The organism is Agromyces sp. NPDC057865, from assembly GCF_042796995.1.
Classification (GTDB): domain Bacteria; phylum Actinomycetota; class Actinomycetes; order Actinomycetales; family Microbacteriaceae; genus Agromyces.
Genome location: NZ_JBHVMJ010000003.1, coordinates 284994 through 308198 on the forward strand (window position 1 = coordinate 284994; position 23205 = coordinate 308198).

Genomic DNA, 23205 nt, shown 5'->3' on the forward strand with positions numbered 1-23205 from the left:
AATAATGGCGAAGCTGTCCACTGAGGAGCTGCTCGAGCAGTTCAAGGGCCTGACCCTCATCGAGCTCTCGGAGTTCGTCAAGGCGTTCGAGGAGACCTTCGAGGTCACCGCCGCCGCCCCCGTCGCGGTTGCCGCTCCGGCTGCCGGTGGCGCTGGCGCTGCTGCTGAAGAGGTCGAGGAGAAGGACTCCTTCGACGTCGTCCTCGAGGCTGCCGGCGACAAGAAGATCCAGGTCATCAAGGTCGTCCGCGAGCTCACGTCGCTCGGCCTCGGCGAGGCCAAGGCCGTCGTCGACGGTGCTCCCAAGGCCGTGCTCGAGGGCGCGAACAAGGAGACCGCCGAGAAGGCGAAGGCCGCCCTCGAGGAGGCCGGCGCGACCGTCACCCTCAAGTAGTGGCCGCCCTCGAGGAGGGCAGCACACACTGAGTGCGACCGTCACCCTCAAGTAATCGCGGCGCCCGCTCGGGCGCAGCAGCTTGAGGTGACCCGCGTCACCTGAACACACGGATGCCCCGTGCCGATTCGTTCGGCGCGGGGCATCCGTCGTTCACCTGTTCGACGGCCCGGAACGCTGATACCGTGGCCCTCGTGGCTGTTCGCGCGGGCGAGTTCCGCGGCGCCGGTCCAGTCGGGGCTCGATCATGAGGTCTCCACGAGCGTTCATCGGGGCGGCCATCGTCGTGGTGTCGTATCCACTCGCCATCGGGGTGCAACTGCTGTTCGGTGGCGGTGCCGACACCGTCATCCACTTCGTTCTGGGCGCGGGCTTCGTCGTCTTCGCCACCTCGGTCTTCGACTTCGGTCTGCCGCGATGGATCAACGTGATCGGCGCGGTTGCGGCGGGTGCGTTCGGCCTGATCTTCATCCTGCAGGGCGTCGCCGACGTGACGCGCCTCGAAGGCATTCGGGACATCGCCTTCGGCGTCTTCGGGCAATGGCCGGAACGGATCCTGCCGTACTTCGTCTACGTCTGGTTCATCGCATTGCTGCTGCTCGACAGCAGGGGGAAGTCGCGCATCCTGGGCTGGGTGATCATGCCGATCGTCGTGGTGGTCGAGCTCGCCACCCTGGTCAGCCTCCTGCTCGCGATTCCGATGGTGAACCTGAAGGTGGTCCTGCTCCTGCCATTCGTGTGGCTCCTCTTCGAGAGCGCCGAGCGGGAGCCCGCGCCGTCGTCGGACCCCTCAGTCGTGCTCGCTCCGAACCAGGAGCGCCGCGAGTCCTGAATAGGTGTTGGGGCCCGGCACGCCGTCGACCGGCCCGGCGTAGCCGCCTCGCTGGGCGATGCGCTGCAGCGCCTTCCAGGTGTTCGGCCCCGGGACGCCGTCGATCGGGCCCGTGTACCCGGCGCCGGCGAGCACGGTCTGCACGCCCTTCCAGGAATTCGGGCCGAGGACGCCGTCGTACGGGCCGAAGTACCCGCCGATGCGGGCCAGGACCTGCAGCGCCGCGTTCGTGGCGGGTCCCGGGATGCCGTCGATGGCGCCGGCGTAGCCGAAGCCAGTGAGGATCTGCTGCACGCCCTTCCACGACGCGACCGTCATCACGCCGTCGATCGGCCCGGTGTACCCGCCCTTGGACGCGAGCCGCTGGACGGCCTTCCACGTGATCGGTCCGGGCAGGCCGTCGATGGCGCCGGTGTAGCCGTAGCCGGTGACGAGCTGCTGGAGGCCCTTCCAGGTGTTCGCGCCCGGGACGCCGTCGTTCGGGCCCTGGTAGCCGCCGCCGCGTGCGATTCGCTGCAGCGTGATGCCGTCGGCGGAGCTGATCGCCGCGCTCGGGGCGGCGGCGGATTCGGTGGTCATGATGTCCTCCCTCGTCGATGCGGGCCGCCCTCGATCGGCATCCGCGCCGCAGGGCCGCCGATGCGGAGGCTACGACTGCGCCCCACCGACCGTCACCGGGCTGGCACTGAGTCGCACCGACACGCGGATGCCCCGTGCGGGTCGTCGGCACGAGGCATCCGTCGTCACTGTGCGGAACCGCACGCCTCAGCGATCGAACCGCGCGCCCTCGGGCTTCGGCTCCATCAGGAAGAAGACGAGCAGGATGATGGGGCCCACGATCGGGATCAATCCGATGAACCACCAGCCGCCCGACCGGTTGGTGTCGTGGAGCCGGCGCCACGAGAGGGCCAGCCACGGGATGAACGTCGCGAGGCCCCAGAGCACGGACGGGAGGTACGCGACGCTCCAGACCGGCGTGGGAACGCCGTTCTCGTTGACCATCATGGGATTGCCCATGGTGTACGTGAGGCCCGAGAGCACGCCGCTGATGATGGCGTTGGCCAGGAACCACCACCAGAACTCGCTGCGGCTCGCGCGGCCGTGGAAGGTCGCGTACTTCTTGAAGAATCGACTGAAGGCCTGTCCGAAGGTCGCTCCGCGGAGCGGGGCGTCCAGCGGCACCTGTGCGCTGTCGGCGGTGACGTCGGTCACGATGACTCCTTGCATCGAGTGGATACGCGCCCCGACGTGGCTCGCGGAGCTCAGGGTCATGATGGCGCTGATCGGTCGGCCTGCGCCAGATCGGCGCGCCGATGGACCGCAGTGCTCCCGATTCGTTACATAGCCAAGCTATGTATAATCGACGGGTGCACGAAGAACTTCAGCTCCACTCCGTCCTCGGCGACCTCGTCTCGGTGAACCACCGGCTCACGAGGCTCGCGGCATCCGTCACCGGCAGCACCGAGTCGCCCGCGGTCTGGCGCACGATCGCCGTGCTGCGCGACCTCGGCCCCATGCGCCTCGGCGAGCTCGCCCGGGTCAGCCGCGTCTCGCAGCCCACGATGACGAAGCTCGTGCACACGCTCGACGAGCGCGGGTGGATCCGGCGCATCGTCGACGCCAGCGACTCGCGCGCCTGGCTCATCTCGGCCGATCCGTCGGGGCTCGCGGCGCTCGACGCGTGGCGCGAGGAGCTCGCGGCCGCGCTCGAGCCCACCTTCGCCGGCCTCGCCGACGACGAGCTCGCCACCCTGGCCGCCGCCGTCGACATCGTGCGCGGCCGCCTCGAGCTGGTGCGCGCCGCCGCCTCGACCGGAGCGGTCGCGTGAGCGCCGGCCACGGCGCGTCCGGTTCGATCCTCCGGCAGCCGAAGGCCGTCTGGGCCGTCGCCTTCTCGTGCGTCATCGCGTTCATGGGCATCGGGCTCGTCGACCCGATCCTGCCCGCGATCGCCGCGAGCCTGCAGGCGACGCCCACCGAGACCGAGCTGCTCTTCACGAGCTACCTGCTCGTCACCGGGCTCGCGATGCTCGCCACGAGCTGGGTGTCGAGCCGCATCGGCGCCAAGAAGACCCTGCTCATCGGCCTCGGACTCATCGTCGTGTTCGCTGCCGCTGCCGGCCTGTCGCAGAACGTCGAGTCGGTCATCGGCTTCCGCGCCGGCTGGGGCCTCGGCAACGCCCTCTTCATCTCCACCGCGCTCGCCACGATCGTGGGCGCCGCGGCCGGCGGCTCGGGCTCGGCGATCATCCTCTACGAGGCGGCGCTCGGCCTCGGCATCGCCATCGGCCCGCTGCTCGGCGGCCTGCTGGGGCACCTCAGCTGGCGCGGCCCGTTCTTCGGCACGGCCGCGCTCATGGCGATCGGCTTCGTCGCGATCGTCGTCTTCCTGAAGGACGATCCCACGACGGATGCCGCGACTCGCCCCGAGCCGACCCGGCTCTCCGCGCCGCTGCGCGCTCTACGGCAGCCGGCGCTCGCCGTGCTCGCCGGCGCCGCGCTGTTCTACAACATCGGGTTCTTCGTGCTGCTCGCGTACTCGCCGTTCCCGCTCGGGTTCGATGCGATGGGCCTCGGCCTGACCTTCTTCGGGTGGGGCGTCGCCCTCGCGATCACCTCGGTGTTCGTCGCACCGCTCCTCACCGCACGGATGCCGCGCACCCGCGTCCTGTGGATCGCGCTGCCGCTCCTGGCCGTCGACCTGGCGGTCGCCGGGATCGTGATCGACGATCCCGCGCTGCTCGTCACGTGCATCGTCGCGGGCGGACTCGTGCTCGGCGTGCTGAACACGGTGCTCACGGAGTGCGTCATGGAGGCGACCGACCTGCAGCGCTCGGTCGCGTCGAGCGCCTACTCCGCCGTGCGGTTCCTCGGCGGTGCGATCGCGCCGCCCGCCGCCGCCGAACTCGCCCGCCTCATCTCGCCCGAGGCGCCGTACTACGCCGCGGCGGGCTCCGTCATCGTCGCGCTCGCGGTCGTCGTGATCGGGCACCGCGCGCTGCGGCGCGTGGACGGGCCGGCCGAGCCCGCCGCCGTCGAGGCGGAGTCGATCGCGGTCGGCGACGCGGCCTGAGGCATCCGCTCGGCCGCGCTGCGGTGCGTCACCGCTCGCTCAGCGCGGCGCGCTCGTGGTCGCTCGAACCACCAACCGAGTGGGCAGGGGGGCGCCCGAGTCGGGCAGCGGATCGGCCGCGCCCTCGTCGAGCAGCAGCGCCATGACGACGTCGACCGCGAGCCGGCCCTGTTCGCCCGGGTACTGCTCGATGGTCGTGAGCTCGAACATCTCGGCGTACTCGTGCCCGTCGACGCCGATGATCGAGAGGTCGCCGGGCACGTCGATGCCGAGCTTCTCGGCGGCGCGGATGGCGCCGATGGCCATCTCGTCGGATGCCGCGAACAGGGCGGTCGGGCGTGCGGCCGGATGCCCCAGCAGTTGCAGCGCGCCGGTGTACCCGCCCGGCAGGCTCACGTCGGCCTCGAGGATGACCGCCCGGTCCTCGGGCGGGATCCCCGCCGCCGAGAGCGCGTCGAGGAACCCCTGGCGGCGCTGCCCCTGCACGCTCAGCGGCAGGTCGCGCGCGCCGAGGCCGGCGAGATGGGCGATGCGCGTGTGGCCGAGGTGCAGCAGGTGCTCGGTCGCGAGCTGGCCCACCGCGCGGTCGTCGACCGAGAGTCGGGCGTCGGCGCCGCCGCTGCCGCCGAGCGCCACGAGGGGCTTCTCGCGCTTCTCGAGCGCCGCGACCTCGTGGTCGTCGAGGTCGACGCCGACCGCGATGACGGCGTCGACGCGCTTGCGCGCGAGGAAGAAGTCGAAGACCCGCGCCCGGTCGGGGCCGGGCTCCGAGAGGTTGTAGAGCGTGAGGTCGTATCCGGCGGAGAGGAGGGCGCGCTCGATGCCCTCGAGCACCTCGCCGAAGAACCATCGGTTCACGAACGGGATGATGACGCCGACGTTCTTCGTGCGACCGGTGACGAGGCTCGCGGCATCCGGCGAGGCGATGTAGCCGATCTCCTTGGCCGCGGCCTCGACCCGGCGGCGCGTGTCGTCGGCGACGTAGCCGCCGCCGGAGAGCGCCCGCGACGCGGTGGCCTTGGAGACGCCCGCCAGCCGAGCGACGTCGCCGATGGCTGCCATCGCCGCCTCCCTCCGTCGGGCTGCTCCGATGCAGAGTGTAGTGCGCGCGGGAGCGAATGTGGAACCGTTTCCCGGTGCGGTCCTCGCGTGTCGGTGGTGCCCGGTATGCGGATGTGGGAGCGCTCTCCCACAGATGCCCCGGCGATCGTCCACGGTGTCCGAACCGTGACCTCGGGTGTCTTGTGAGGAATCGCTCCGGTGTCATACCGTGGGTGCTGGAACCGGTTCCCGGTCCCCTGCCTGCACCACACTCAATGAGGAGAAGACATGAGACTCACACGGCATCGCCGCTGGGCGGTCCCCGTCGTGGCGGCCGCGGCGGTCGGCCTGGCGCTCACGGCCTGTACTGGCGACATCGCGAACGAGACCGCGGCCGACGTCGACTGCGGCCCCTACGAGGAGTACGGCACCTTCGACGGCGCCGAGGTCACGGTGGCCGGCACGATCCTCGACCTCGAGGCCGACCGGCTGAACGAATCCTGGGCCGACTTCGAAACCTGCACCGGCATCTCGGTGGAGTACCAGGGTTCGAGCGAGTTCGAGGCGCAGATCGCGGTCCTCGCCGAGGGCGGCAACGCCCCCGACGTCGGCATCGTCCCGCAGCCGGGTCTGGTTCAGCGGCTCGCCGACGGCGGCTGGCTCATCCCGGCCTCCGAGCCGGTCGAGGCCAACGTCGATGAGTTCTGGTCCGAGGACTGGAAGAAGTACGGCACGGTCGACGACACGTTCTACGGAGCCCCGCTCATGGCGAGCATCAAGGGCTACGTCTGGTACTCGCCGTCGGAGTTCGAGGAGAAGGGCTACGAGATCCCCAAGACCCTCGACGAGCTGAAGACGCTCTCCGAGAAGATCGCGGCCGAAGGCGACCACAAGCCGTGGTGCGTCGGCCTCGAGTCCGGTGACGCCACCGGCTGGCCGGGCACCGACTGGGTCGAGGACTACATGCTCCGCCTGCACGGCGCCGACGTGTACGACCAGTGGGTGACCCACGGCATCCCGTTCAACGACCCGCAGGTCGCCGAGGCGTTCGACGCGGTGGGCGACTACCTGAAGAACCCCGACATGGTGAACGGCGGCATCGGCGACGTGTCGACGCTGGTCACCGAGGCGTTCCAGACGGCCGGTCTCCCGATCCTCGACGGCGCGTGCTCGCTGCACCACCAGGCCTCGTTCTACGAGACCTTCTGGAACCCCGAGGGCGGCGACGAGGTGAAGGTCGCCTCCGACGGCGACGTGTTCGGCTTCCTGCTCCCGCCGGCCAACGCGGATGACCCGCTGTCGGTCACGGGCGGCGGCGAGATCGTCGTGGCCTTCCGCGAGGCCGACGAGGTCGAGGCGTTCCGCGCGTACCTGTCGAGCGACACCTGGGCCAACAACCGGGTGAGCCTGGGCGGCGTGATCAGCGCCAACCGGGGCCTCGACCCCGAGAACGGCTCGAGCGAGCTGCTCGTGCAGTCGATCGAGATCCTGCAGGATCCCGAGACGACGTTCCGCTTCGACGGATCCGACCTGATGCCCGGTGCCGTCGGCGCCGACTCCTTCTGGAAGGGCATCGTGGCGTGGGTCGGCGGGCAGAGCACCGAGCAGACCCTCGACGCCATCGAGGCGAGCTGGCCCGCCAGCTGACCGTCCGCGCGTCGCACGCGGCGTGAGCCGGCGAGGCGACACAATCGAGGGGCGGGGTTCGACACCCCGCCCCTCGGCACCCCAGCTTCAACGACGAACCCGGGAGGCACGATGACCACGGCCGATCTGCTCGGCAAACTTCTGCAGGTGGTGATGGGCCTCGCGATCCTCGCGGCGGTCGTCGGCCTGCTCGTCTTCTTCATCGACAAGGCGCCGAAGAAGGGCCGAGACTACTGGCAGCTCGCCGGCTTCCTCGCGCCGGCGATGCTCTTCGTGCTCGTCGGACTCGTCTATCCGGCGATCCGCACGAGCATCCTCGCGTTCCAGAACTCCAGCGGCGACTGGACGATGGACAACTTCATCTGGACGTTCACGCAGCCCGCGGCGATCCGCACGCTGATCAACACGATCGTCTGGGTGCTGCTGGTGCCGACGATCGCGACGGGCATCGGCCTGGCGTACGCGGTCTTCATCGACCGGTCACGTGGGGAGAAGTACTACAAGGTCGTGCTCTTCATGCCGATCGCGATCTCGTTCGTGGGCGCCGGCGTGATCTGGCGCTTCGTGTACGAGTACCGCTCCGGCGATCGCGAGCAGATCGGCCTCCTGAACGCGATCATCGTCGCGTTCGGCGGTGATCCCGTGCAATGGATGCAGACCGATCCGATCAACACGTTATTGCTGATCATCGTGATGATCTGGATCCAGACCGGCTTCGCGATGGTCCTGCTGAGCGCCGCGATCAAGGGCGTCCCGACCGAGCAGATCGAGGCCGCGCAGCTCGACGGCACCAACGGGTGGCAGCGGTTCGTGAACGTCACGGTGCCCGGCATCCGAGGAGCCCTCGTGGTCGTGGTCACGACGATCTCGATCGCCACGTTGAAGGTCTTCGACATCGTCCGCACGATGACCGCCGGAAACTTCAACACGAGCACGATCGCGAACGAGATGTACACGCAGGCGTTCCGCGCCAGCGAGATCGGACGAGGGTCGGCGCTCGCGTTGATCCTGTTCGTGCTGGTGCTGCCGATCGTCATCTACAACGTCAACGTCCTCCGGAAGCAGAGGGAGATCCGATGAGCAGCGTCGCCCCGGCCGATCTTCCCGTCGGCAAGGACATCGGCTCGATCGAGCAGGCCGAGCAGGTCACGTACGGCGACAACACCAAGGCCGGACGAGTCAAGAAGCGCCTCACGTCGCGCACCGCGACGATCGTGTCGCTCATCATCGCGGTCCTCTGGACGATCCCGACCTTCGGACTGTTCCTCTCGTCGTTCCGACCGGCCGAGCTCATCCGCACGACCGGTTGGTGGACGTACTTCGCGAACCCCGGGCTCACGCTCGAGAACTACTCGTCCGTGCTGTTCTCGACCTCGTCGTCGTCTCCACAGCTGGGCGCGTACATCGTGAACTCGATCGCCATCGCGCTGCTCGGCACGCTCATCACGCTCGTCTTCGCGTCGATGGCGGCCTACGCGTTCGCGTGGATCAAGTTCAAGTGGGTGAGCTGGCTGTTCATCTTCGTGTTCGCTCTGCAGATCGTGCCGCTGCAGATGGCCCTCGTGCCGCTGCTGCAGGTCTTCTCGACCTTCCTGCGGCCGCTGCAGGCGTGGTTGCACGACGTGGTCCCGATCATCCCCGAGCAGAACTACGCACCCGTGTGGCTCGCGCACGCGATGTTCGGCCTGCCGCTGGCGATCTTCCTGCTGCACAACTTCATCGCGGAGATCCCGGCCGACGTGATCGAGGCGGCTCGCGTCGACGGTGCGACCCACGGCCAGATCTTCTTCCGGATCGTGCTGCCGCTCGCCACCCCGGCGCTCGCGTCGTTCGCGATCTTCCAGTTCATCTGGGTGTGGAACGACCTGTTGGTCGCCCTGATCTTCTCGGGCGGCACGCAGGACGTGGCACCACTCACCCAACGATTGGCGGAGCTGGTCGGCACGAGAGGCCAGGACTGGCAGCTCCTGACGGCCTCGGCGTTCATCTCGATCGTCATCCCGCTGATCGTGTTCTTCAGCCTGCAGCGCTACTTCGTGCGCGGTCTCCTGGCGGGGGCGACGAAGGGGTAGCTGCAACCGGCCCGAACGGGGCGGGGACACGGATGCCGCGTGCTGGGGGGCGCGCGGCATCCGCCTGTCTGGGGGGTTGCGCGGCGTCAGCCGCGGGCGGCGGCGCGGCGCCGTCTCGGCGGATTCGGTTCGGTTCTCGTGCGCAATTCAGGTGCGGAGGTGTGTCGCGCCGCGGTCGCTCGGCGTGTCGGAGCGACGCGCCGGGTGCGCACCTGAATTGCAGACGACGCGGGCATGCGAGAGTGACGATGCGGACGTCGGGCGAACGGATGCCGCGAGTCAGGGCCGCGCGAGCGCGGTGCGGATGGCGGCGATGACGATGTGCCACTCGTCCATGACGAGGCGGTAGCCGAAGCGCAGCACGTGGTACCCCATCGAGGTGAGCAGTGCGTCACGCCGGCAGTCCTCCTCGTGCGAGGACTCGTGCTGGCTGCCGTCCCACTCGATCACGATGCGGCCATCGAGCACGAGATCGACTCGCCCGACACCCGGGATCTCGACTTGGTGTTCCCCATCGATGCCGGCCCGCTCGAGGCGGATGCGGCCGATCGTCTCGAGGAAGCTCTCGCACAGTGCCGAGCGTGATGCGAGGAGCGCGAGGACATGCGCCGGAAGCGACGTGAGCCAGGCTTCGAGCTGCTTGGAGCGTGCGGGGTCGGAGTGCAGGAACGAGTCCAACGCCGCGACGGCGTGTTCGGGGTCGAGGCAGCTCACGAGGTGAGCGACGGTCTCGAAACGAGAGGTGATGAGCCGATGGACGACCGTGCCGAGGCACGGGCGAACCCCAGTGCAGCACCGGCGCACATGATCCAGCCGTTGTGGAATCGGGCTGCGCGGGTCGACGCAGACGACTCGCGTTCTCGGCGACGCAGACATGCACGCCGTGCCGCTCGGGCGTCGCCCAGCCGTACTGCGCCGCGGCCGAGACGCACGCCAGTCGTCCGCCGATGCGCACCGCGGTGAGGAGATCTGGATTCGTGGTCGGAAGCGCGTACCAGCCGCGCCGCACTCGGATCACGTCCCCAGCGTGGACTGCGGCTGCCAACTGGGTCGGTCGTCTGCCCCGGACCCGGAGCTCGCGGGTCTCGGCGACGCCCCCGACGCGGTGAAGCGCGGGGACGAGGAGCGGCATCCCCCAGAAGTAGCCGCCCTCGCGGCATCCGGGCGCCCCTGGAGTCTCGATGTGAGCCCTCGAGCGCCCCAGGTACGTGTGGAGGACGAGTCCCCGACCTCTCGTCGTGCGCAATTCAGGTGCGGAGGTGTGTCGCGCTGCCGGAGTCCCGTGTGTCGGGACGACACGCCGTGTGCGGACCTGAATTGCACACGAACGCGAGGAGCGCGACTGCGCCCAACGAGAACGCCGGTCAGCGCGGCGGGCGGTCAGCGAGGCGGAGAGGCGCCGGCGCAGCGACAGCGCCGCACGGCGTAGGAGCCGCGGCGGCGCGGCGTCAGCCGCGGGCGGCGGCGCGGCGCCGGCGCAGCGACAGTGCCAGCAGCGCCGCACCCGATCCGGCGAGGAGCAGGCCGGCGAGCAGCGCCGGACCCGTGCCGTCGGGGCCGGTCGCCGGGAGCGTCGTCGGGGACGACGCCGGCGTCACGGGCGCGGCCGGGCAGGCCGCGAGCGAGACGTCGGCGCTCGTCGTCAGGTCGACCGTCGTGAGCGGCACGAAGTTGCCGCCGCCGAGGAAGGGCGGCTCCTCGTAGGGCTCCGCGGTCCACGTGCCGTCGACCCAGACCGTGTAGCTGCGCCCACCCGGCAGTGACGCGAACGAGGCGCTCGCCTCGGCGAACCCGTCGCCGGTCACGATCTGCGGGTCGCCATAGGGCGTCCCGCCGGCGTCGCCGGCGTCGGTCACCCAGACCGCGTACTCGACACCGGCGACCAGGCGCGACAACGTCACGTCGACGCCGCCGGTGCCGCCCGCCACGGTGCACTGCGTCACGGCGACCTCCATCGCCGGCTGGCACGGCTCGACCGCGAAGGCGATCCAGTCGTAGTTCGGCACCGTCTCCTCTTCGGGCGGGAAGCTCTCCTGGACGTACACGTAGTAGTTGCCCGGCGGCATGCCGACGAACTCGCGCTCCTCGACGTCGCTCTCGGCCTCGAACGGCGCGCCGACGGAGAAGGCGGGTCCCTCGACATCGAAGAGGTACTGGTTGCCGGGGATGAGGTTCGTGAACGACACGAACGTCACGCCGTCGCGGCTCGTGCTGCAGCTGAGCGGCGTCACCTCGACGCCGATGTCGGAGGTCACGACCGCGGCGACCTCGACGGGGTCCTCCTCTGCCGATGCGGGACCGGCGGCGAGCCCGGCGAGCCCGCCCGCCAGCACGACGGCGATGGTCGTCGCCGCCGCTCGTCGGAGGACGTCTCGCCAACGTCCGTCGCGGTCGCGGGTCTCGGGCACGCTGGATCGACGCATGGCGGTACTCCCTCGGGTTGGAAGCCGAACAATGCCCAAGCTACTGGCCGTCACGCCCGTGGCGAACGTCCCCGTTCGGGGCGGCGCATCCGGCCGGGCCGTCGCACCCCCGGCTTAGGCTTGAGCGCGTGACCATGCACGCCAGCGCGCCGGGCGGTCAGTCCGGCAGGATGGGCAAGCCGCGCACGCGCATCAGCGGAGCCGACGAGAACGCGCAGCGCGCGGAGAACGCCGACGCGCCCAAGATCCCGCACCTCCTGCGCCGCATCTCGGAGCTCTTCACGCCGCACAAGGCGGCGCTCACGACGACGGTGATCCTCGTCCTCGTGGGGGCGGCGCTCAGCGTCATCCCGCCGCTGCTGACGGAGCGGGCATTCGACGACGGCCTGTTCCCGGTAGGGGCCAACGGAGAGCTGCTGCCGCCGAACCTGCCCGTGCTCACCTCGATCGTGATCGCCATGATGGCGGTCTTCATCGTGTCGTCGCTGCTCGGCGTCTGGCAGACGTGGCTCACCGCGAACGTGGGCAACAAGGTCATGGGCGCGCTCCGTGTCCGCATGTTCACGCACCTGCAGGGCATGGAGCTCAGCTTCTTCACGCGCACGAAGACCGGCATCATCCAGTCGCGCCTGCAGAACGACGTGGGCGGCGTGGCATCCGTGCTCACCAACACCGTCTCGAGCGTGCTCGGCAACACGGTCACGGTCATCTCGGCGTTCGTCGCCATGCTCATCCTGAACTGGCAGCTCACGATCATCGCGCTCATCCTGCTGCCCGTCATGGTCATCGCGCAGCGGCGCGTCGGCCAGGTGCGTGCGCGCATCGCGGCCAAGACGCAGGAGTCGCTGTCGGAGATGACCGCGATCACGCAGGAGACCCTGTCGGTGTCGGGCATCCTCCTGTCGAAGAGCTTCACACGGCAGGGCAGCGAGATCGGCCGTTACGCCGACGAGAACGCGAACCAGATCAACCTGCAGGTGCGCCAGCAGATGACCGGCCAGTGGTTCTTCGCGATGGTCGGCATCTTCATGTCGGCGATCCCCGCGATCGTCTACCTCGTCTCGGGCTGGCTCATCCAGGGCGGCACCACCGACATCACGGCCGGCACCATCGTCGCGTTCACCACGGTGCAGGCGCGACTGCTGTTCCCGCTCATGGCGCTCATGCGCGTGGCGCTCGACCTGCAGACCTCGGGCGCGCTGTTCGCGCGCATCTTCGAGTACCTCGACCTGAAGCCCACGATCACGGATGCCCCCGGAGCCCGCGACGTGCGCGACGGTGCAGCCCTCGGGCGCGTCGAGTTCGACGACGTGACGTTCCGCTACCCCGACGCCGACGGCGAGTCCGCGCCCACGCTGGACGGCGTGAGTTTCACGATCGAGCCCGGCCAGTACGCGGCGTTCGTCGGCCCGTCGGGCGCCGGCAAGACGACGGTGTCCTATCTTGTGCCGCGGCTGTACGAGGCATCCGACGGCTCGGTGCGGTTCGCCGGCGACGACGTGCGCGACCTGCGCCAGGAGTCGCTCATCTCGAACATCGGCATCGTCAGCCAGGAGACGTACCTGTTCCACGCGTCGATCGGCGACAACCTGCGGTACGCGAAGCCCGACGCGACCCCCGACGAGCTCGTCGCCGCAGCGCGGGCGGCCAACATCCACGAGACGATCATGTCGTTCCCCGAGGGCTACGACACCGTCGTGGGCGAGCGCGGCTACCGGCTTTCGGGCGGCGAGAAGCAACGGATCGCGATCGCCCGGGTGCTGCTCAAGGACCCGCCCGTGCTCGTGCTCGACGAGGCGACGAGCGCCCTCGACACGATCTCGGAGCGCGTCGTGCAGCAGGCCCTCGATGACGCCGCGCGCGGCCGCACGACCATCGCGATCGCGCACCGGCTCTCGACGGTCGTGGCCGCCGACGTGATCTTCGTGGTCGTCGCCGGGCGCATCGTCGAGCGCGGCACGCATGCCGAGCTCGTGCTCGCCGACGGCGTCTACGCCTCGCTCTACCGCCAGCAGGAGGAGCGCCCCGTCCTCGAGGCCTGAAGACCGGGCGGCAGACGCCCGGAGGCCATGCCCCCAGTTCAGGGCTGACCATGTGGTCCTGAGGCTTCCTCGGACAATACGATGTGGCTCACCGGGCGTTCCGGGGCGCGACCGCGCCGGAATTCGGGGGAGGTGCTCGTGTCCCACGCTGCGGCGATGAAGCCCAAGGAGGGCGGCCGCCTCTCCGCGCGGTTCGCGGGCCTCAGCATCTTCTCGATCCTGCTGATCGTGCTGCTCGCGTCGACGGTCGTGGTGAGCATCGTCGTCGGCCTGATCGGCTACGTGAACGGCGCCGCGTCGCTCACGGATGCCGCGGCGAGCCGCCTCGTCGAGGTGCGCGACGCGCGCGCCGACCGCATCGACGACCTCTTCGGCTCGATCGACAGCGCGGTCGCCCTGGCCGCGTCGGGCGCCGGCACGAAGGCGGCGCTGCGCGACTTCTCGGCCGCCTACGACGAACTCGACGAGCAGGGCCAGGACACCGATGACGAGACCCTCGTCGACGACTGGTACCGCGACAGCTTCGGCCCCGAGCTCGCGGCGGCGATGGGGGAGACGAGCGTCGCCGACGTGTCGACGTTCCTGCCGACGAGTCCCGCCGAGCGCTACCTGCGGGCCCATTACACCGTGCCCGTCGACTCGTTCGAGGCGGCGATCGCCGTCGACGACGCGGGCGACGGCAGCACCTGGTCGGCCGTGCACCGCGAGGCGCACCCGTACTTCCGCGAGATGACCGAGCGCATGGACTACGAGGACGTGCTGCTCATCGACCGCGAGGGCCGAGTCGTCTATTCCGCGTTCAAGGGCGTCGACCTCGGCACCGACCTCGTCGAGGGCCCGTACCGCCTCTCCGACCTGGCCGACGCGTTCCGGCGCACGATGAACCGCAACGTGCCGGGCGACGTGGCGTTCACCGACTTCGCGCCCTACGTGCCGTCGCTCGGCGTGCCCGCGGCATGGGCCGTCGCGATGGTCGCCGACGAGGGCGAGGTCCTCGGCGCGATCGCGGTGGAGATGCCGATCGAGGCGATCAACGACGTCATGGCGGTCGGCGACGACGAGGCGACGGGACTCGGCATCCAGGGCGAGACCTACCTGGTCGGGCCCGACAAGCTCATGCGCTCGAACTCCCGGCAGCTCACCGCCGACCCCGAGGTCTACGTGCAGCGCGCGGTCGACGCGGGCACGCTGCCCGAGGTCGCCGAGCTCGCCGCGGTGAACGGCGACACGATCATGCTGCAGCCCGTGACGACAGCGGCCGTCGCCGCTGCGCTTCGCGGAGAGTCGGGCGTGATGCCCGCCGAGGGATACCTCGGCGGCGAGCAGCTCACCGCGTACGCACCCGTTCGCGCGGGCGGGCTCGACTGGGTCGTGATCGCGCAGGTCGACCGCGCCGAGGCGCTGCGGCCCGTCGACGACTTCACGCGCGGACTGTTCCTCTCGACGGCGGCGATCGTCATCGTCGTGAGCCTGCTCTCGGTGTTCCTCGCGCGGCTCATCGTGCGTCCGCTGCGGCACCTGCGCGACGGCGCGCTCGCGATCGCCCGCGGGGAGGAGGGCGTGCAGGTGCGCGCCGGGTTCGGCGACGAGCTCGCCGACGTGGCATCCGCGTTCAACGAGATGAGCCGGAGCCTCGAGGCGAAGTCGGCCGTGATCGCCGAGAAGGAGCGCGACAACGAGCGCCTCATGCTCGCGTTCATGCCCGAGGAGATGGCCGAGCGGTACCGCAACGGCGACCACGACATCGCCGCCGACCACCAGGACGTGACGGTGGTGTTCGTCGACCTCGTCGGCTTCGAGAAGGCGAGCTCCGATCTCGACTCGACCGCTGCCCTGCACCTGCTGAACGACATCTTCCGCGACTTCGACGAGGTGGCCGAGCGCGTCGGCGTCGAGCGCGTGCGCACGACCCGGCAGGGCTACCTCGCCAGCTGCGGCCTCGCCGTGCCGCGCGTCGACCACGCGCGCCGCGCCCTCGAGTTCGCGCTCGCCCTCTCGGAGGTCGTCGACCGGTGGAACGACCGCAACGGCACCGAGCTGTCGGTGCGCGCGGGGCTCGACTCGGGGCACGCGACGAGCGGCCTCGTCGGCCAGGCTCGCGTCGTCTACGACCTGTGGGGCGACGCCGTGAACCTCGCGTTCCGCGTGAGCGGCGACCAGGGCGGCTCGGGCGTGTTCGCGACCGACCGGGTCATCCAGCGGGCGCGCGGGCACTACGACGTCGAGCCCGCCGGCGAGGTCGAGACGACGGCCGGCACGCAGCGCGTGTGGCGCGTGGAGGCGACATGAGCATCGTGCAGGAGCCGTGGTTCTGGCCGACCGTCCTCGTCGTCGTCGGCCTGCCGATCGCGATCGTGATCCTGTCGGAGGCCATCGTCATGCTCGACCGGCGCGGCAGCCGCGCGGTCGGCGTGCTCACGCTGGTCCGCAACTGGGTGCTCCCGACGGGCGCACTGCTCATCCTGCTGTGGCAGGTCGAGGACCCCGAGCTCGAGCTCAGCTGGGGTCGCATCGTCGCGACCGTGTTCGGCTTCGTCGTGATCCTCGTGCTCGTGAACGGCATCAACCACCTCATGTTCACGCGCGCCGCGAAGGGCACCTGGCGGGAGCGGATCCCGTCGATCTTCGTCGACATCGCCCGGGTCGTCGTGGTCGTCGTCGGCATCGGCCTGCTCATGTCGTGGGTCTGGGACGCCGACGTCGCCGGACTCTTCACCGCCCTCGGCGTGACGTCGATCATCGTCGGCCTCGCCCTGCAGCACGCGGTCGGCGGCGTCATCTCGGGGCTGCTCCTCCTCTTCGAGCAGCCGTTCGAACAGGGCGAGTGGATCGACACGGGCGACGTGCGTGGCCGCGTGGTCGAGGTGAACTGGCGCTCGGTGCACCTCGAGACCGGCGACGGCCTGCGCATCGTCCCGAACGCGGTGCTGGCGGATGCCCCGTTCACGAACCTCTCGCGCACGCCCGGACCGCAGTTCGCCGAGGCCACGGTCGAGTTCGACCCGTCCGACCCGCCGAACGACGTCAAGCGCCTGCTCGTCGCGACCGCCGCCGACCTGCCCGACCGCCCGGCCGATGCCGTGCCCGAGGCGACGACCGACGGCGCGGGGGCGTACAGGGTCGCCATCCCGGTGCATTCGCCGGGCGAGCGGTCGGGCGCGGTCGAGCTGTTCCGCACGCGCCTCTGGTACGCCGCCCGCCGTGCCGGCCTGACCCAGTCGGGCGTCCCGCCGGTCGACGAGGGTGCGGCAGCCGATGTCGCGGCGGCGCTCCGCGGCGAGGCATCCGTGCTCAACCTCGACCCGACGCAGGCCGAAGCGCTGGGCGGCAGCGCCCGCCTCGAGCGGTACGCCGCGGGCGAGACGATCCAGGCGCACGGGGTCGTGCCCGACGCCGTGCGCATCGTGGTGGAAGGTCGCGTCGTCATGCGCGCCGCGCCCGAGGGCGACTCGGGGGCGCTCGCCCTGTTCGAGCTCGGCCGCCACGATCCGATCGGCCTGACCGCGATCATGCGGCGTCCGATCGACGCGAGTGCGGCCGCGCTGACGGATGCCACGATGCTCGTGATCCCCGGCGACGTCGCCGCCGGCCTGGTGCACGACGACCCCGACCTCGCCCGCGAGTTCGGCGAGGAGCTCGAGCTGCGGATGCGCCGCGCCCGCACCGCGTTCGCCGGCGCGGGCGTCGAGGCGCCCATCGCGCTGCGCGTCGCCGGCTGAGCGCCTGGGCCCGCCCGAGCTCGGCCCGAGCCCGAGAGGGCGACCGCGTCAGCTCCGCTCGGCGAGCATGCCCTCCATGAGCTCGATCTCCGCCTGCTGCGAGTTCACGATCGACTGCGCGAGGCTCAGCACCACGCGCGACTCGGCGCGCGCGAGCACGGCGTCCGCCATCTCCACGGCGCCCTGATGGTGGGCGATCATGAGCTCCAGGAACTGCCGCTCCGCCTCGACGCCCGTCGAGGCCTGCAGAGAGGCGATCTGCTCGGCCGTCGCGAGGCCGGGCATCGGGGCTCCGGGCTCGTGCGCGGATGCCGCGGCATCCGTGCCCGTCGCGTCGTGCCCGCCGTGCTCGTCGGCGCCCTCGAGCGGCGGTCGCGTCATCCACGTCATCGACGGCTCCGAGCCCGCCTGCGAGATGTCCCACTCCTCGAGCCAGCCGTACATCTGGCCGGCCTGCTGCGACTGGGTCGTCGCGATGTCGTACGCGAGGCGGCGCACGTCGGGATCGTCGGTGAGGTCGCGCACGATCATAGCGAGCTCCACGCCCTGCAGGTGGTGCACCTGCATGTCGCGCGCGAAGCCCGCCTCGGCGCTGTGGTCGCCAGGGGTCGGCTCCGCGAGCGTCGAGAGGCGTCCGAGCGAGAACGCGACGACGGCGACGACGACGAGCGCGAGGCCGGCGGCCACGAGCACCGCGATCCGGCCGGCACGCGACGGTGCGCGCTCGGCGGCGACGTCGGGGTCGGGGTCGGTGCGTTCCATGTCGTCGTCGTGCCCCACGGCGTCGGCCGCGTCCAGCGTCGGATGTCCCGAGGTCACGCCTTGCCCGGTGCGTCCACGCCGCCCGTGCACAGGGCGCCGGGCTCGGGCACGAGGTCGCTCTTCCAGTACTCCTCGAAGAACTGGGCGATGCGGGGGTCGTCGGCCTCGTCGACCTGGAGCTGCACGTTCCAGCCGCTCAGCACGATGGGGGAGGGGAGGCCGTCGAACGGCGAGAGGATGACGTACGTCGACGGCAGCTTCGCCTTCAGTGCGTCGAGATCGGACGACGAGAGCGACGGGTCGTACGTGACCCAGAGGGCGCCGTGCTCGAGCGAGTGCACCGCGTTCTCGTTCGGCACCGACTCCGTGTAGACACCGCAGTTCAGCCAGGCGGGGTTGTGCTCGCCGCCGGCGGGAGGGGTCTGCGCGTAGTCGACCGCGCCCGTGACGTGCGCCGACGTGTTCTCGAAGGTCTCGACGCCCTCGACATCGGCACCCGAGCCGCCCGCCGAGTACGACGCCGGCTGGGGGATGAGCACGAACGACACCACGAGCAGCGCCACGACGACCACGCCGCCGACGATGGCCGACCCGATCGCGATCGTGCGATTCCGCTTGCGGCGCGCCTCCTGCTTGCGGAACTCGGCGAGCTTGCGCTCCCGCTCCGCCGCTCGCTGCTGCTTGATCGTGGGCTTGCCAGAACTCACGTGGGGGCCTTCCGGTCGCGTCGAGTGCGCAGGGAGCGCGCAGGGGCAGCATCAATACGAGCGCATGCACCTGTGAAAGCACCGTACCGAGGAACCTTCGACCGCGCGAACGCGGGCGTGAGTAGAGTGAGCACCAGTTGCCGGGGGCCAACGGGGGCGGCCCGGTCCAGCGCGAGGGGGCGAGCGCGATGACGAACGCGGCAGGCGATCCGGCGGGCGGAAGCGAAGCGGGCGGAGTGGTCGACGGCGGGCCGCCGTCGGCGCCGCCGAAGCACGTCACCGGGCGCGTGATCGGCCTCGCGGCCGCCGGCGCGGTCGGCGGCTTCCTCTTCGGGTTCGACTCCTCGGTGATCAACGGCGCGGTCGACGCGATCCAGCAGGAGTTCGCGCTGTCGTCGGTCGTGACCGGCTTCGCCGTCGCGAGCGCCCTGCTCGGCTGCGCGCTGGGCGCGGAGCTCGCCGGCCGTCTCGCCGACCGGTTCGGGCGCATCCCCGTCATGGTCATCGGCGCGATCCTCTTCCTCATCTCGTCGATCGGGTCGGGCCTCGCGTTCAGCGTCGTCGACCTCATCGTCTGGCGCGTCATCGGCGGCGTCGGCATCGGCATCGCCTCCGTGGTCGCGCCCGCGTACATCGCGGAGATCTCGCCACGGCTCATGCGCGGGCGACTCGCGTCGCTGCAGCAGCTCGCCATCGTCTTCGGCATCTTCGCGGCCCTGCTGTCGGACGCGTTGTTCGCGAACGCCGCGGGCGGCGCCGCCGAACCCTTCTGGCTGGGTCTCGAGGCCTGGCGCTGGATGTTCATCGCGTGCGTCGTCCCGTCGGTCGTGTACGGAGTGCTGGCCCTGACGCTGCCCGAGTCCCCGCGCTACCTGGTGAAGGTGGGCAAGGAGGACCAGGCGCGGACGGTGCTGGCGCGCATCCAGCCCGGCGAGGAGGACCGCGCGGTCCGCGACATCCACGCGTCGATGGAGCAGGACGAGCTCGGCAAGAAGAAGGGTGCGCTGCGTGGGCCGGTGTTCGGCCTCCAGGGCATCGTCTGGATCGGCATCCTGCTGTCGGTGTTCCAGCAGTTCGTCGGCATCAACGTGATCTTCTACTACTCGACGACCCTCTGGCAGGCCGTCGGCTTCGACGAGTCCGACTCGTTCACGATCAGCGTGATCACGTCGATCACGAACATCGCGGTGACCTTCATCGCGATCGCGCTCGTCGACCGCGTCGGGCGTCGTCCGCTGCTGCTCATCGGCTCGGCGGGCATGGCCGTGAGCCTCGGCACCATGGCGTTCGCGTTCGCGAACTCGGTCGAGGTCGACGGCGCCGTGACCTTGCCCGGCGCCTGGGCCCCGATCGCCCTCGTCGCCGCGAACCTGTTCGTCGTGTTCTTCGGCTTCTCGTGGGGCCCGCTCGTCTGGGTGCTGCTCGGCGAGATCTTCCCGAACCGGTTCCGGGCGCGTGCGCTCGGCCTCGCGGCGGCGGCCCAGTGGATCGCGAACTTCCTCATCACGGTCACGTTCCCGTGGCTCGCCGACCTGTCCCTCTTCTTCACCTATGGCATGTACGCGTCGTTCGCGGTGCTCTCGTTCCTGTTCGTCTTCTGGAAGGTTCCCGAGACGAACGGCATGTCGCTCGAGGAGTCCGAGGTGGTCTTCGCGCGCAAGGGCTCGGCCAAGCGCCCGGCCGTGCAGTCCGGCTAGGCTGGGCGCGTGAGCGCACCCATGCTGTGTTGTCGTCGCTGAGACAGGCGACCCCTTCCGACGCGTCCGCGCAGCATCCGCTCGCTGTTCGACGCACTCCACCAGAGGAATGAACACGGCATGAAGTACGCAGAGTCGATCGTCGACCTCGTCGGCGACACCCCGCTCGTCAAGCTCCAGCACGTCACCGAGGGGGTGACGGATGCCACGGTGCTGGTGAAGCTCGAGTACTTCAACCCCGGCGGTTCGGTGAAGGACCGCATCGCGAGCCGCCTCATCGACGCCGCGGAGCGCGAGGGCAAGCTGAAGCCCGGCGGCACCATCGTGGAGCCGACCTCGGGCAACACCGGGGTGGGGCTCGCCCTGATTGCGCAGCAGCGGGGGTACAAGTGCATCTTCGTCTGCCCCGACAAGGTCAGCGAAGACAAGCGCAACGTGCTCATGGCCTACGGCGCCGAGGTCGTCGTGACGCCGACCGCGGTCGCGCCCGACAGCCCCGAGTCGTACTACGGGGTCTCCGACCGACTCGCACGCGAGATCCCGGGCGCCTTCAAGCCCGACCAGTACTCGAACCCCAACGGCCCGCGCTCGCACTACGAGACGACGGGTCCCGAGATCTGGCGCGACACCGACGGAACGGTCACGCACTTCGTGGCCGGCGTCGGCACTGGCGGCACCATCACGGGCACCGGGCGCTACCTGCGGGAGGTGTCGGGCGACGCCGTGCGCATCATCGGCGCCGACCCCGAGGGTTCCGTCTACTCGGGCGGCACCGGCCGTCCGTACTTCGTCGAGGGCGTCGGCGAGGACTTCTGGCCGAAGGCGTACGACCCCGCGGTGCCGCACGAGATCATCGCGGTCTCCGACGCCGAGTCGTTCGCGATGACGCGCCGGCTCGCGCGCGAGGAGGGCATCCTCGTCGGCGGGTCGAGCGGCATGGCCGTCGTCGCGGCGCTCAAGGCGGCGGCATCCGCCGGACCCGACGATGTGTTCGTCGTACTGCTGCCCGACTCGGGCCGCGGCTACCTGGGCAAGATCTTCAACGACAAGTGGCTGCGCGCCTACGGCTTCGGCAACGCGCCCGCGGGTCACACCGTGCGCAACCTGCTCGACGCGAAGGCCGACCGCACCGCGCCGCTCGTCTACGTGCACCCGAGCGACACCGTGAAGGACGCGATCGACCGCATGGCGGCGACGGGCGTCTCGCAGCTCGTCGTGCTGTCGGCCGAGCCGCCGGTCGTGCTCGGCGAGGTCCTCGGCGCGCTGCATGAAGAGGAGCTGCTCGACCTCGTGTTCTCGGGGCGGGCGAAGCTCACCGACGACGTCTCGACCGTGGTCGGCGACGCGCTGCCGCTCATCGGCGTGAACGAGCCCGTCGCGACGGCGCGAGCGGCCTTCGGCGACGCCTCCGCGATGCTCGTCACCGACGGCGGCAAGGCGCTCGGCGTCATCAGCCGCACCGACCTGCTCTCGTACCTCTCCTCCTGATCCATCGGATGCCGCCGCGGCATCCGTCATGAAAGGCCCATGCACCATGCACGACGACGCGCGCTTCGACACCCGTGCCATCCACGCCGGACAGGCGTTCGACCCGACCACCGGCGCGGTCATCCCCCCGATCTACCAGACCTCGACCTACGTGCAGGACGGCATCGGCGGACTCCGCGGCGGCTATGAATACTCGCGCGGCGGCAATCCCAGCCGCACGGCGCTCGAGACGCAGCTCGCGGCGCTCGAGGGCGGCATCCGCGGCCTCTCGTTCGCGTCGGGCCTCGCGGCCGAGGACGCGCTGCTGCGCACGGTGCTCGCGCCCGGCGACCACGTCGTGATCGGCAACGACGTGTACGGCGGCACCCACCGCCTCGTGCGTCGCATCTTCGGCGCGTGGGGCATCCGGCACACCACCGTCGACACGAGCGACCTCGACCAGGTGCGCGCCGCCGTCGAGCTCGGCACGACCAAGGTGCTCTGGGTCGAGACGCCCTCGAACCCGCTCATGAAGATCTCGGACATCGCCGCGCTCACCGAGCTCGGCAACGAGGCCGGCGTGCTCGTCGTCGTCGACAACACGTTCGCGTCGCCCGCGCTGCAGCAGCCCATCGGGCTCGGCGCCGACGTCGTGATCCACTCGACGACGAAGTACCTCGGCGGCCACTCCGACGTGGTCGGCGGCGGCCTCGTGTTCGCGGCCGGGCAGGAGGAGCTCGCCGAGCGGGTGACGTTCACGCAGTTCGCGGCCGGTGCGGTCTCGGGGCCGTTCGACGCGTTCCTCACGACGCGCGGGATCAAGACCCTCGGCATCCGGATGCAGCGGCACAGCGAGAACGCCCTCGCGATCGCTCGGCGGCTCGAGGAGCACGACGGCATCGCCCGCGTGCTCTACCCGGGCCTCGAGTCGCACCCCGGACACGAGCTCGCGGCCCGGCAGATGTCGGCGTTCGGCGGCATGGTCTCGATCGACCTCGAGGGCGGAGCTGCTGCCGCGCGCCGGTTCGCGGAGTCGACGGAGCTGTTCCAGCTCGCGGAGTCGCTCGGCGGCGTCGAATCGCTCGTGAACTACCCGTCGGAGATGACGCACGCGTCGGTCCGCGGTACCGAGGCCGAGGTGCCCGAGTCGATCGTGCGCCTCTCGGTCGGCATCGAGGACGTCGAGGACCTGCTCGAGGACATCGACCGGGCGCTCGCGCGGCTGTAGCTCCCGGTCGTCGAGTAGCGCCCGGCGGAGCCGGACGCGTATCGAGACGCGGCCGTCCCTTCGAGGACGCTGAGCGCCGGGCCTCCGCCCGGATCGCGGTG

At 70.4% G+C, this 23205-nt stretch carries 20 protein-coding genes; 13 read left to right on the top strand and 7 right to left on the bottom strand.

The window, feature by feature from the left end:
* Window positions 1–4: 4 nt before the first annotated feature.
* Both rplL and ACFVN5_RS14240 read left to right on the top strand, forming a co-directional pair.
* On the top strand, window positions 5–394 hold the full coding sequence (rplL, locus tag ACFVN5_RS14235; RefSeq protein WP_376951855.1) for a 50S ribosomal protein L7/L12: 390 nt from the start codon (window positions 5–7) through the stop codon (window positions 392–394).
* Between the two features lie 313 nt (window positions 395–707).
* Window positions 708–1226 (top strand): hypothetical protein, encoded by a 519-nt coding sequence (locus ACFVN5_RS14240; protein WP_376955894.1) that lies wholly within the window; start codon window positions 708–710, stop codon window positions 1224–1226.
* Here the strand turns inward: ACFVN5_RS14240 and ACFVN5_RS14245 are convergent.
* Window positions 1185–1805 (bottom strand): peptidoglycan-binding domain-containing protein, encoded by a 621-nt coding sequence (locus ACFVN5_RS14245; RefSeq protein WP_376955895.1) that lies wholly within the window; start codon window positions 1803–1805, stop codon window positions 1185–1187. The two genes, ACFVN5_RS14240 and ACFVN5_RS14245, sit on opposite strands and share 42 nt — an antisense overlap.
* 186 nt (window positions 1806–1991) lie before the next feature.
* Complete coding sequence (locus tag ACFVN5_RS14250) at window positions 1992–2438, bottom strand: DUF805 domain-containing protein (protein ID WP_376955896.1); 447 nt, start codon at window positions 2436–2438, stop codon at window positions 1992–1994.
* 155 nt (window positions 2439–2593) lie between these two features.
* Between ACFVN5_RS14250 and ACFVN5_RS14255 the strand changes: the two genes are divergently transcribed.
* The gene (locus tag ACFVN5_RS14255) at window positions 2594–3055 is read left to right on the top strand and encodes a MarR family winged helix-turn-helix transcriptional regulator (RefSeq protein ID WP_376955897.1); all 462 of its coding nucleotides are present in this window, start codon (window positions 2594–2596) and stop codon (window positions 3053–3055) included.
* Window positions 3052–4299 carry an MFS transporter gene (locus ACFVN5_RS14260; protein WP_376955898.1) on the top strand — a complete coding sequence of 416 codons (1248 nt, stop codon included), beginning with the start codon at window positions 3052–3054 and terminating at the stop codon, window positions 4297–4299. Before ACFVN5_RS14255 ends, ACFVN5_RS14260 begins: the two co-directional genes overlap by 4 nt.
* Before the next feature lie 39 nt (window positions 4300–4338).
* Here the strand turns inward: ACFVN5_RS14260 and ACFVN5_RS14265 are convergent, their stop codons facing one another.
* Window positions 4339–5361 (bottom strand): LacI family DNA-binding transcriptional regulator, encoded by a 1023-nt coding sequence (locus ACFVN5_RS14265; protein WP_376955899.1) that lies wholly within the window; start codon window positions 5359–5361, stop codon window positions 4339–4341.
* 267 nt (window positions 5362–5628) lie between these two features.
* Here ACFVN5_RS14265 and ACFVN5_RS14270 point away from each other — a divergent pair, with 267 nt between their 5' ends.
* The 3 genes from ACFVN5_RS14270 (at window position 5629) to ACFVN5_RS14280 (ending at window position 9059) form a co-directional block, all read left to right on the top strand.
* Window positions 5629–6987 (top strand): ABC transporter substrate-binding protein, encoded by a 1359-nt coding sequence (locus ACFVN5_RS14270; RefSeq protein WP_376955900.1) that lies wholly within the window; start codon window positions 5629–5631, stop codon window positions 6985–6987.
* 111 nt (window positions 6988–7098) lie between these two features.
* On the top strand, window positions 7099–8067 hold the full coding sequence (locus ACFVN5_RS14275) for a carbohydrate ABC transporter permease (protein WP_376955901.1): 969 nt from the start codon (window positions 7099–7101) through the stop codon (window positions 8065–8067).
* Window positions 8064–9059, top strand: coding sequence for a carbohydrate ABC transporter permease (locus ACFVN5_RS14280; protein ID WP_376955902.1), 996 nt, complete (start codon window positions 8064–8066; stop codon window positions 9057–9059). Before ACFVN5_RS14275 ends, ACFVN5_RS14280 begins: the two co-directional genes overlap by 4 nt.
* A 279-nt stretch (window positions 9060–9338) precedes the next feature.
* On the opposite strand, the gene ACFVN5_RS14285 is transcribed toward ACFVN5_RS14280, so the two are convergent.
* Both ACFVN5_RS14285 and ACFVN5_RS14290 read right to left on the bottom strand, forming a co-directional pair.
* Window positions 9339–9773 (bottom strand): endonuclease domain-containing protein, encoded by a 435-nt coding sequence (locus ACFVN5_RS14285; protein ID WP_376955903.1) that lies wholly within the window; start codon window positions 9771–9773, stop codon window positions 9339–9341.
* 734 nt (window positions 9774–10507) lie between these two features.
* Window positions 10508–11482: an LPXTG cell wall anchor domain-containing protein gene (locus tag ACFVN5_RS14290; protein WP_376955904.1), complete on the bottom strand. Its 975-nt coding sequence runs from the start codon at window positions 11480–11482 to the stop codon at window positions 10508–10510.
* Between the two features lie 134 nt (window positions 11483–11616).
* Here ACFVN5_RS14290 and ACFVN5_RS14295 point away from each other — a divergent pair, with 134 nt between their 5' ends.
* The 3 genes from ACFVN5_RS14295 (at window position 11617) to ACFVN5_RS14305 (ending at window position 17243) form a co-directional block, all read left to right on the top strand.
* Window positions 11617–13524 (top strand): ABC transporter ATP-binding protein, encoded by a 1908-nt coding sequence (locus ACFVN5_RS14295; RefSeq protein WP_376956815.1) that lies wholly within the window; start codon window positions 11617–11619, stop codon window positions 13522–13524.
* A 156-nt stretch (window positions 13525–13680) separates the two neighbouring features.
* Window positions 13681–15813, top strand: a complete 2133-nt coding sequence (locus ACFVN5_RS14300; protein WP_376955905.1) for an adenylate/guanylate cyclase domain-containing protein — start codon at window positions 13681–13683, stop codon at window positions 15811–15813.
* On the top strand, window positions 15810–17243 hold the full coding sequence (locus ACFVN5_RS14305; protein ID WP_376955906.1) for a mechanosensitive ion channel domain-containing protein: 1434 nt from the start codon (window positions 15810–15812) through the stop codon (window positions 17241–17243). Before ACFVN5_RS14300 ends, ACFVN5_RS14305 begins: the two co-directional genes overlap by 4 nt.
* Window positions 17244–17291: 48 nt before the next feature.
* Here the strand turns inward: ACFVN5_RS14305 and ACFVN5_RS14310 are convergent, their stop codons facing one another.
* Together ACFVN5_RS14310 and ACFVN5_RS14315 are read right to left on the bottom strand one after the other, a co-directional pair.
* Entirely contained in the window at window positions 17292–18005 is a 714-nt protein-coding gene (locus tag ACFVN5_RS14310) for a DUF305 domain-containing protein (protein WP_376955907.1), read from the bottom strand.
* A gap of 53 nt (window positions 18006–18058) precedes the next feature.
* Window positions 18059–18712, bottom strand: a complete 654-nt coding sequence (locus ACFVN5_RS14315) for a DUF3105 domain-containing protein (protein WP_376955908.1) — start codon at window positions 18710–18712, stop codon at window positions 18059–18061.
* A 188-nt stretch (window positions 18713–18900) separates the two neighbouring features.
* Between ACFVN5_RS14315 and ACFVN5_RS14320 the strand changes: the two genes are divergently transcribed.
* The 3 genes from ACFVN5_RS14320 to ACFVN5_RS14330 all read left to right on the top strand — a co-directional run bounded on the left by ACFVN5_RS14320 (window position 18901) and on the right by ACFVN5_RS14330 (window position 23104).
* Window positions 18901–20409 carry a sugar porter family MFS transporter gene (locus tag ACFVN5_RS14320; protein ID WP_376955909.1) on the top strand — a complete coding sequence of 503 codons (1509 nt, stop codon included), beginning with the start codon at window positions 18901–18903 and terminating at the stop codon, window positions 20407–20409.
* Window positions 20410–20529: 120 nt separating this feature from the next.
* The gene (locus tag ACFVN5_RS14325; protein ID WP_376955910.1) at window positions 20530–21897 is read left to right on the top strand and encodes a cystathionine beta-synthase; all 1368 of its coding nucleotides are present in this window, start codon (window positions 20530–20532) and stop codon (window positions 21895–21897) included.
* A gap of 46 nt (window positions 21898–21943) precedes the next feature.
* On the top strand, window positions 21944–23104 hold the full coding sequence (locus ACFVN5_RS14330) for a cystathionine gamma-synthase (protein ID WP_376955911.1): 1161 nt from the start codon (window positions 21944–21946) through the stop codon (window positions 23102–23104).
* The last annotated feature ends 101 nt before the right edge of the window (window positions 23105–23205 follow it).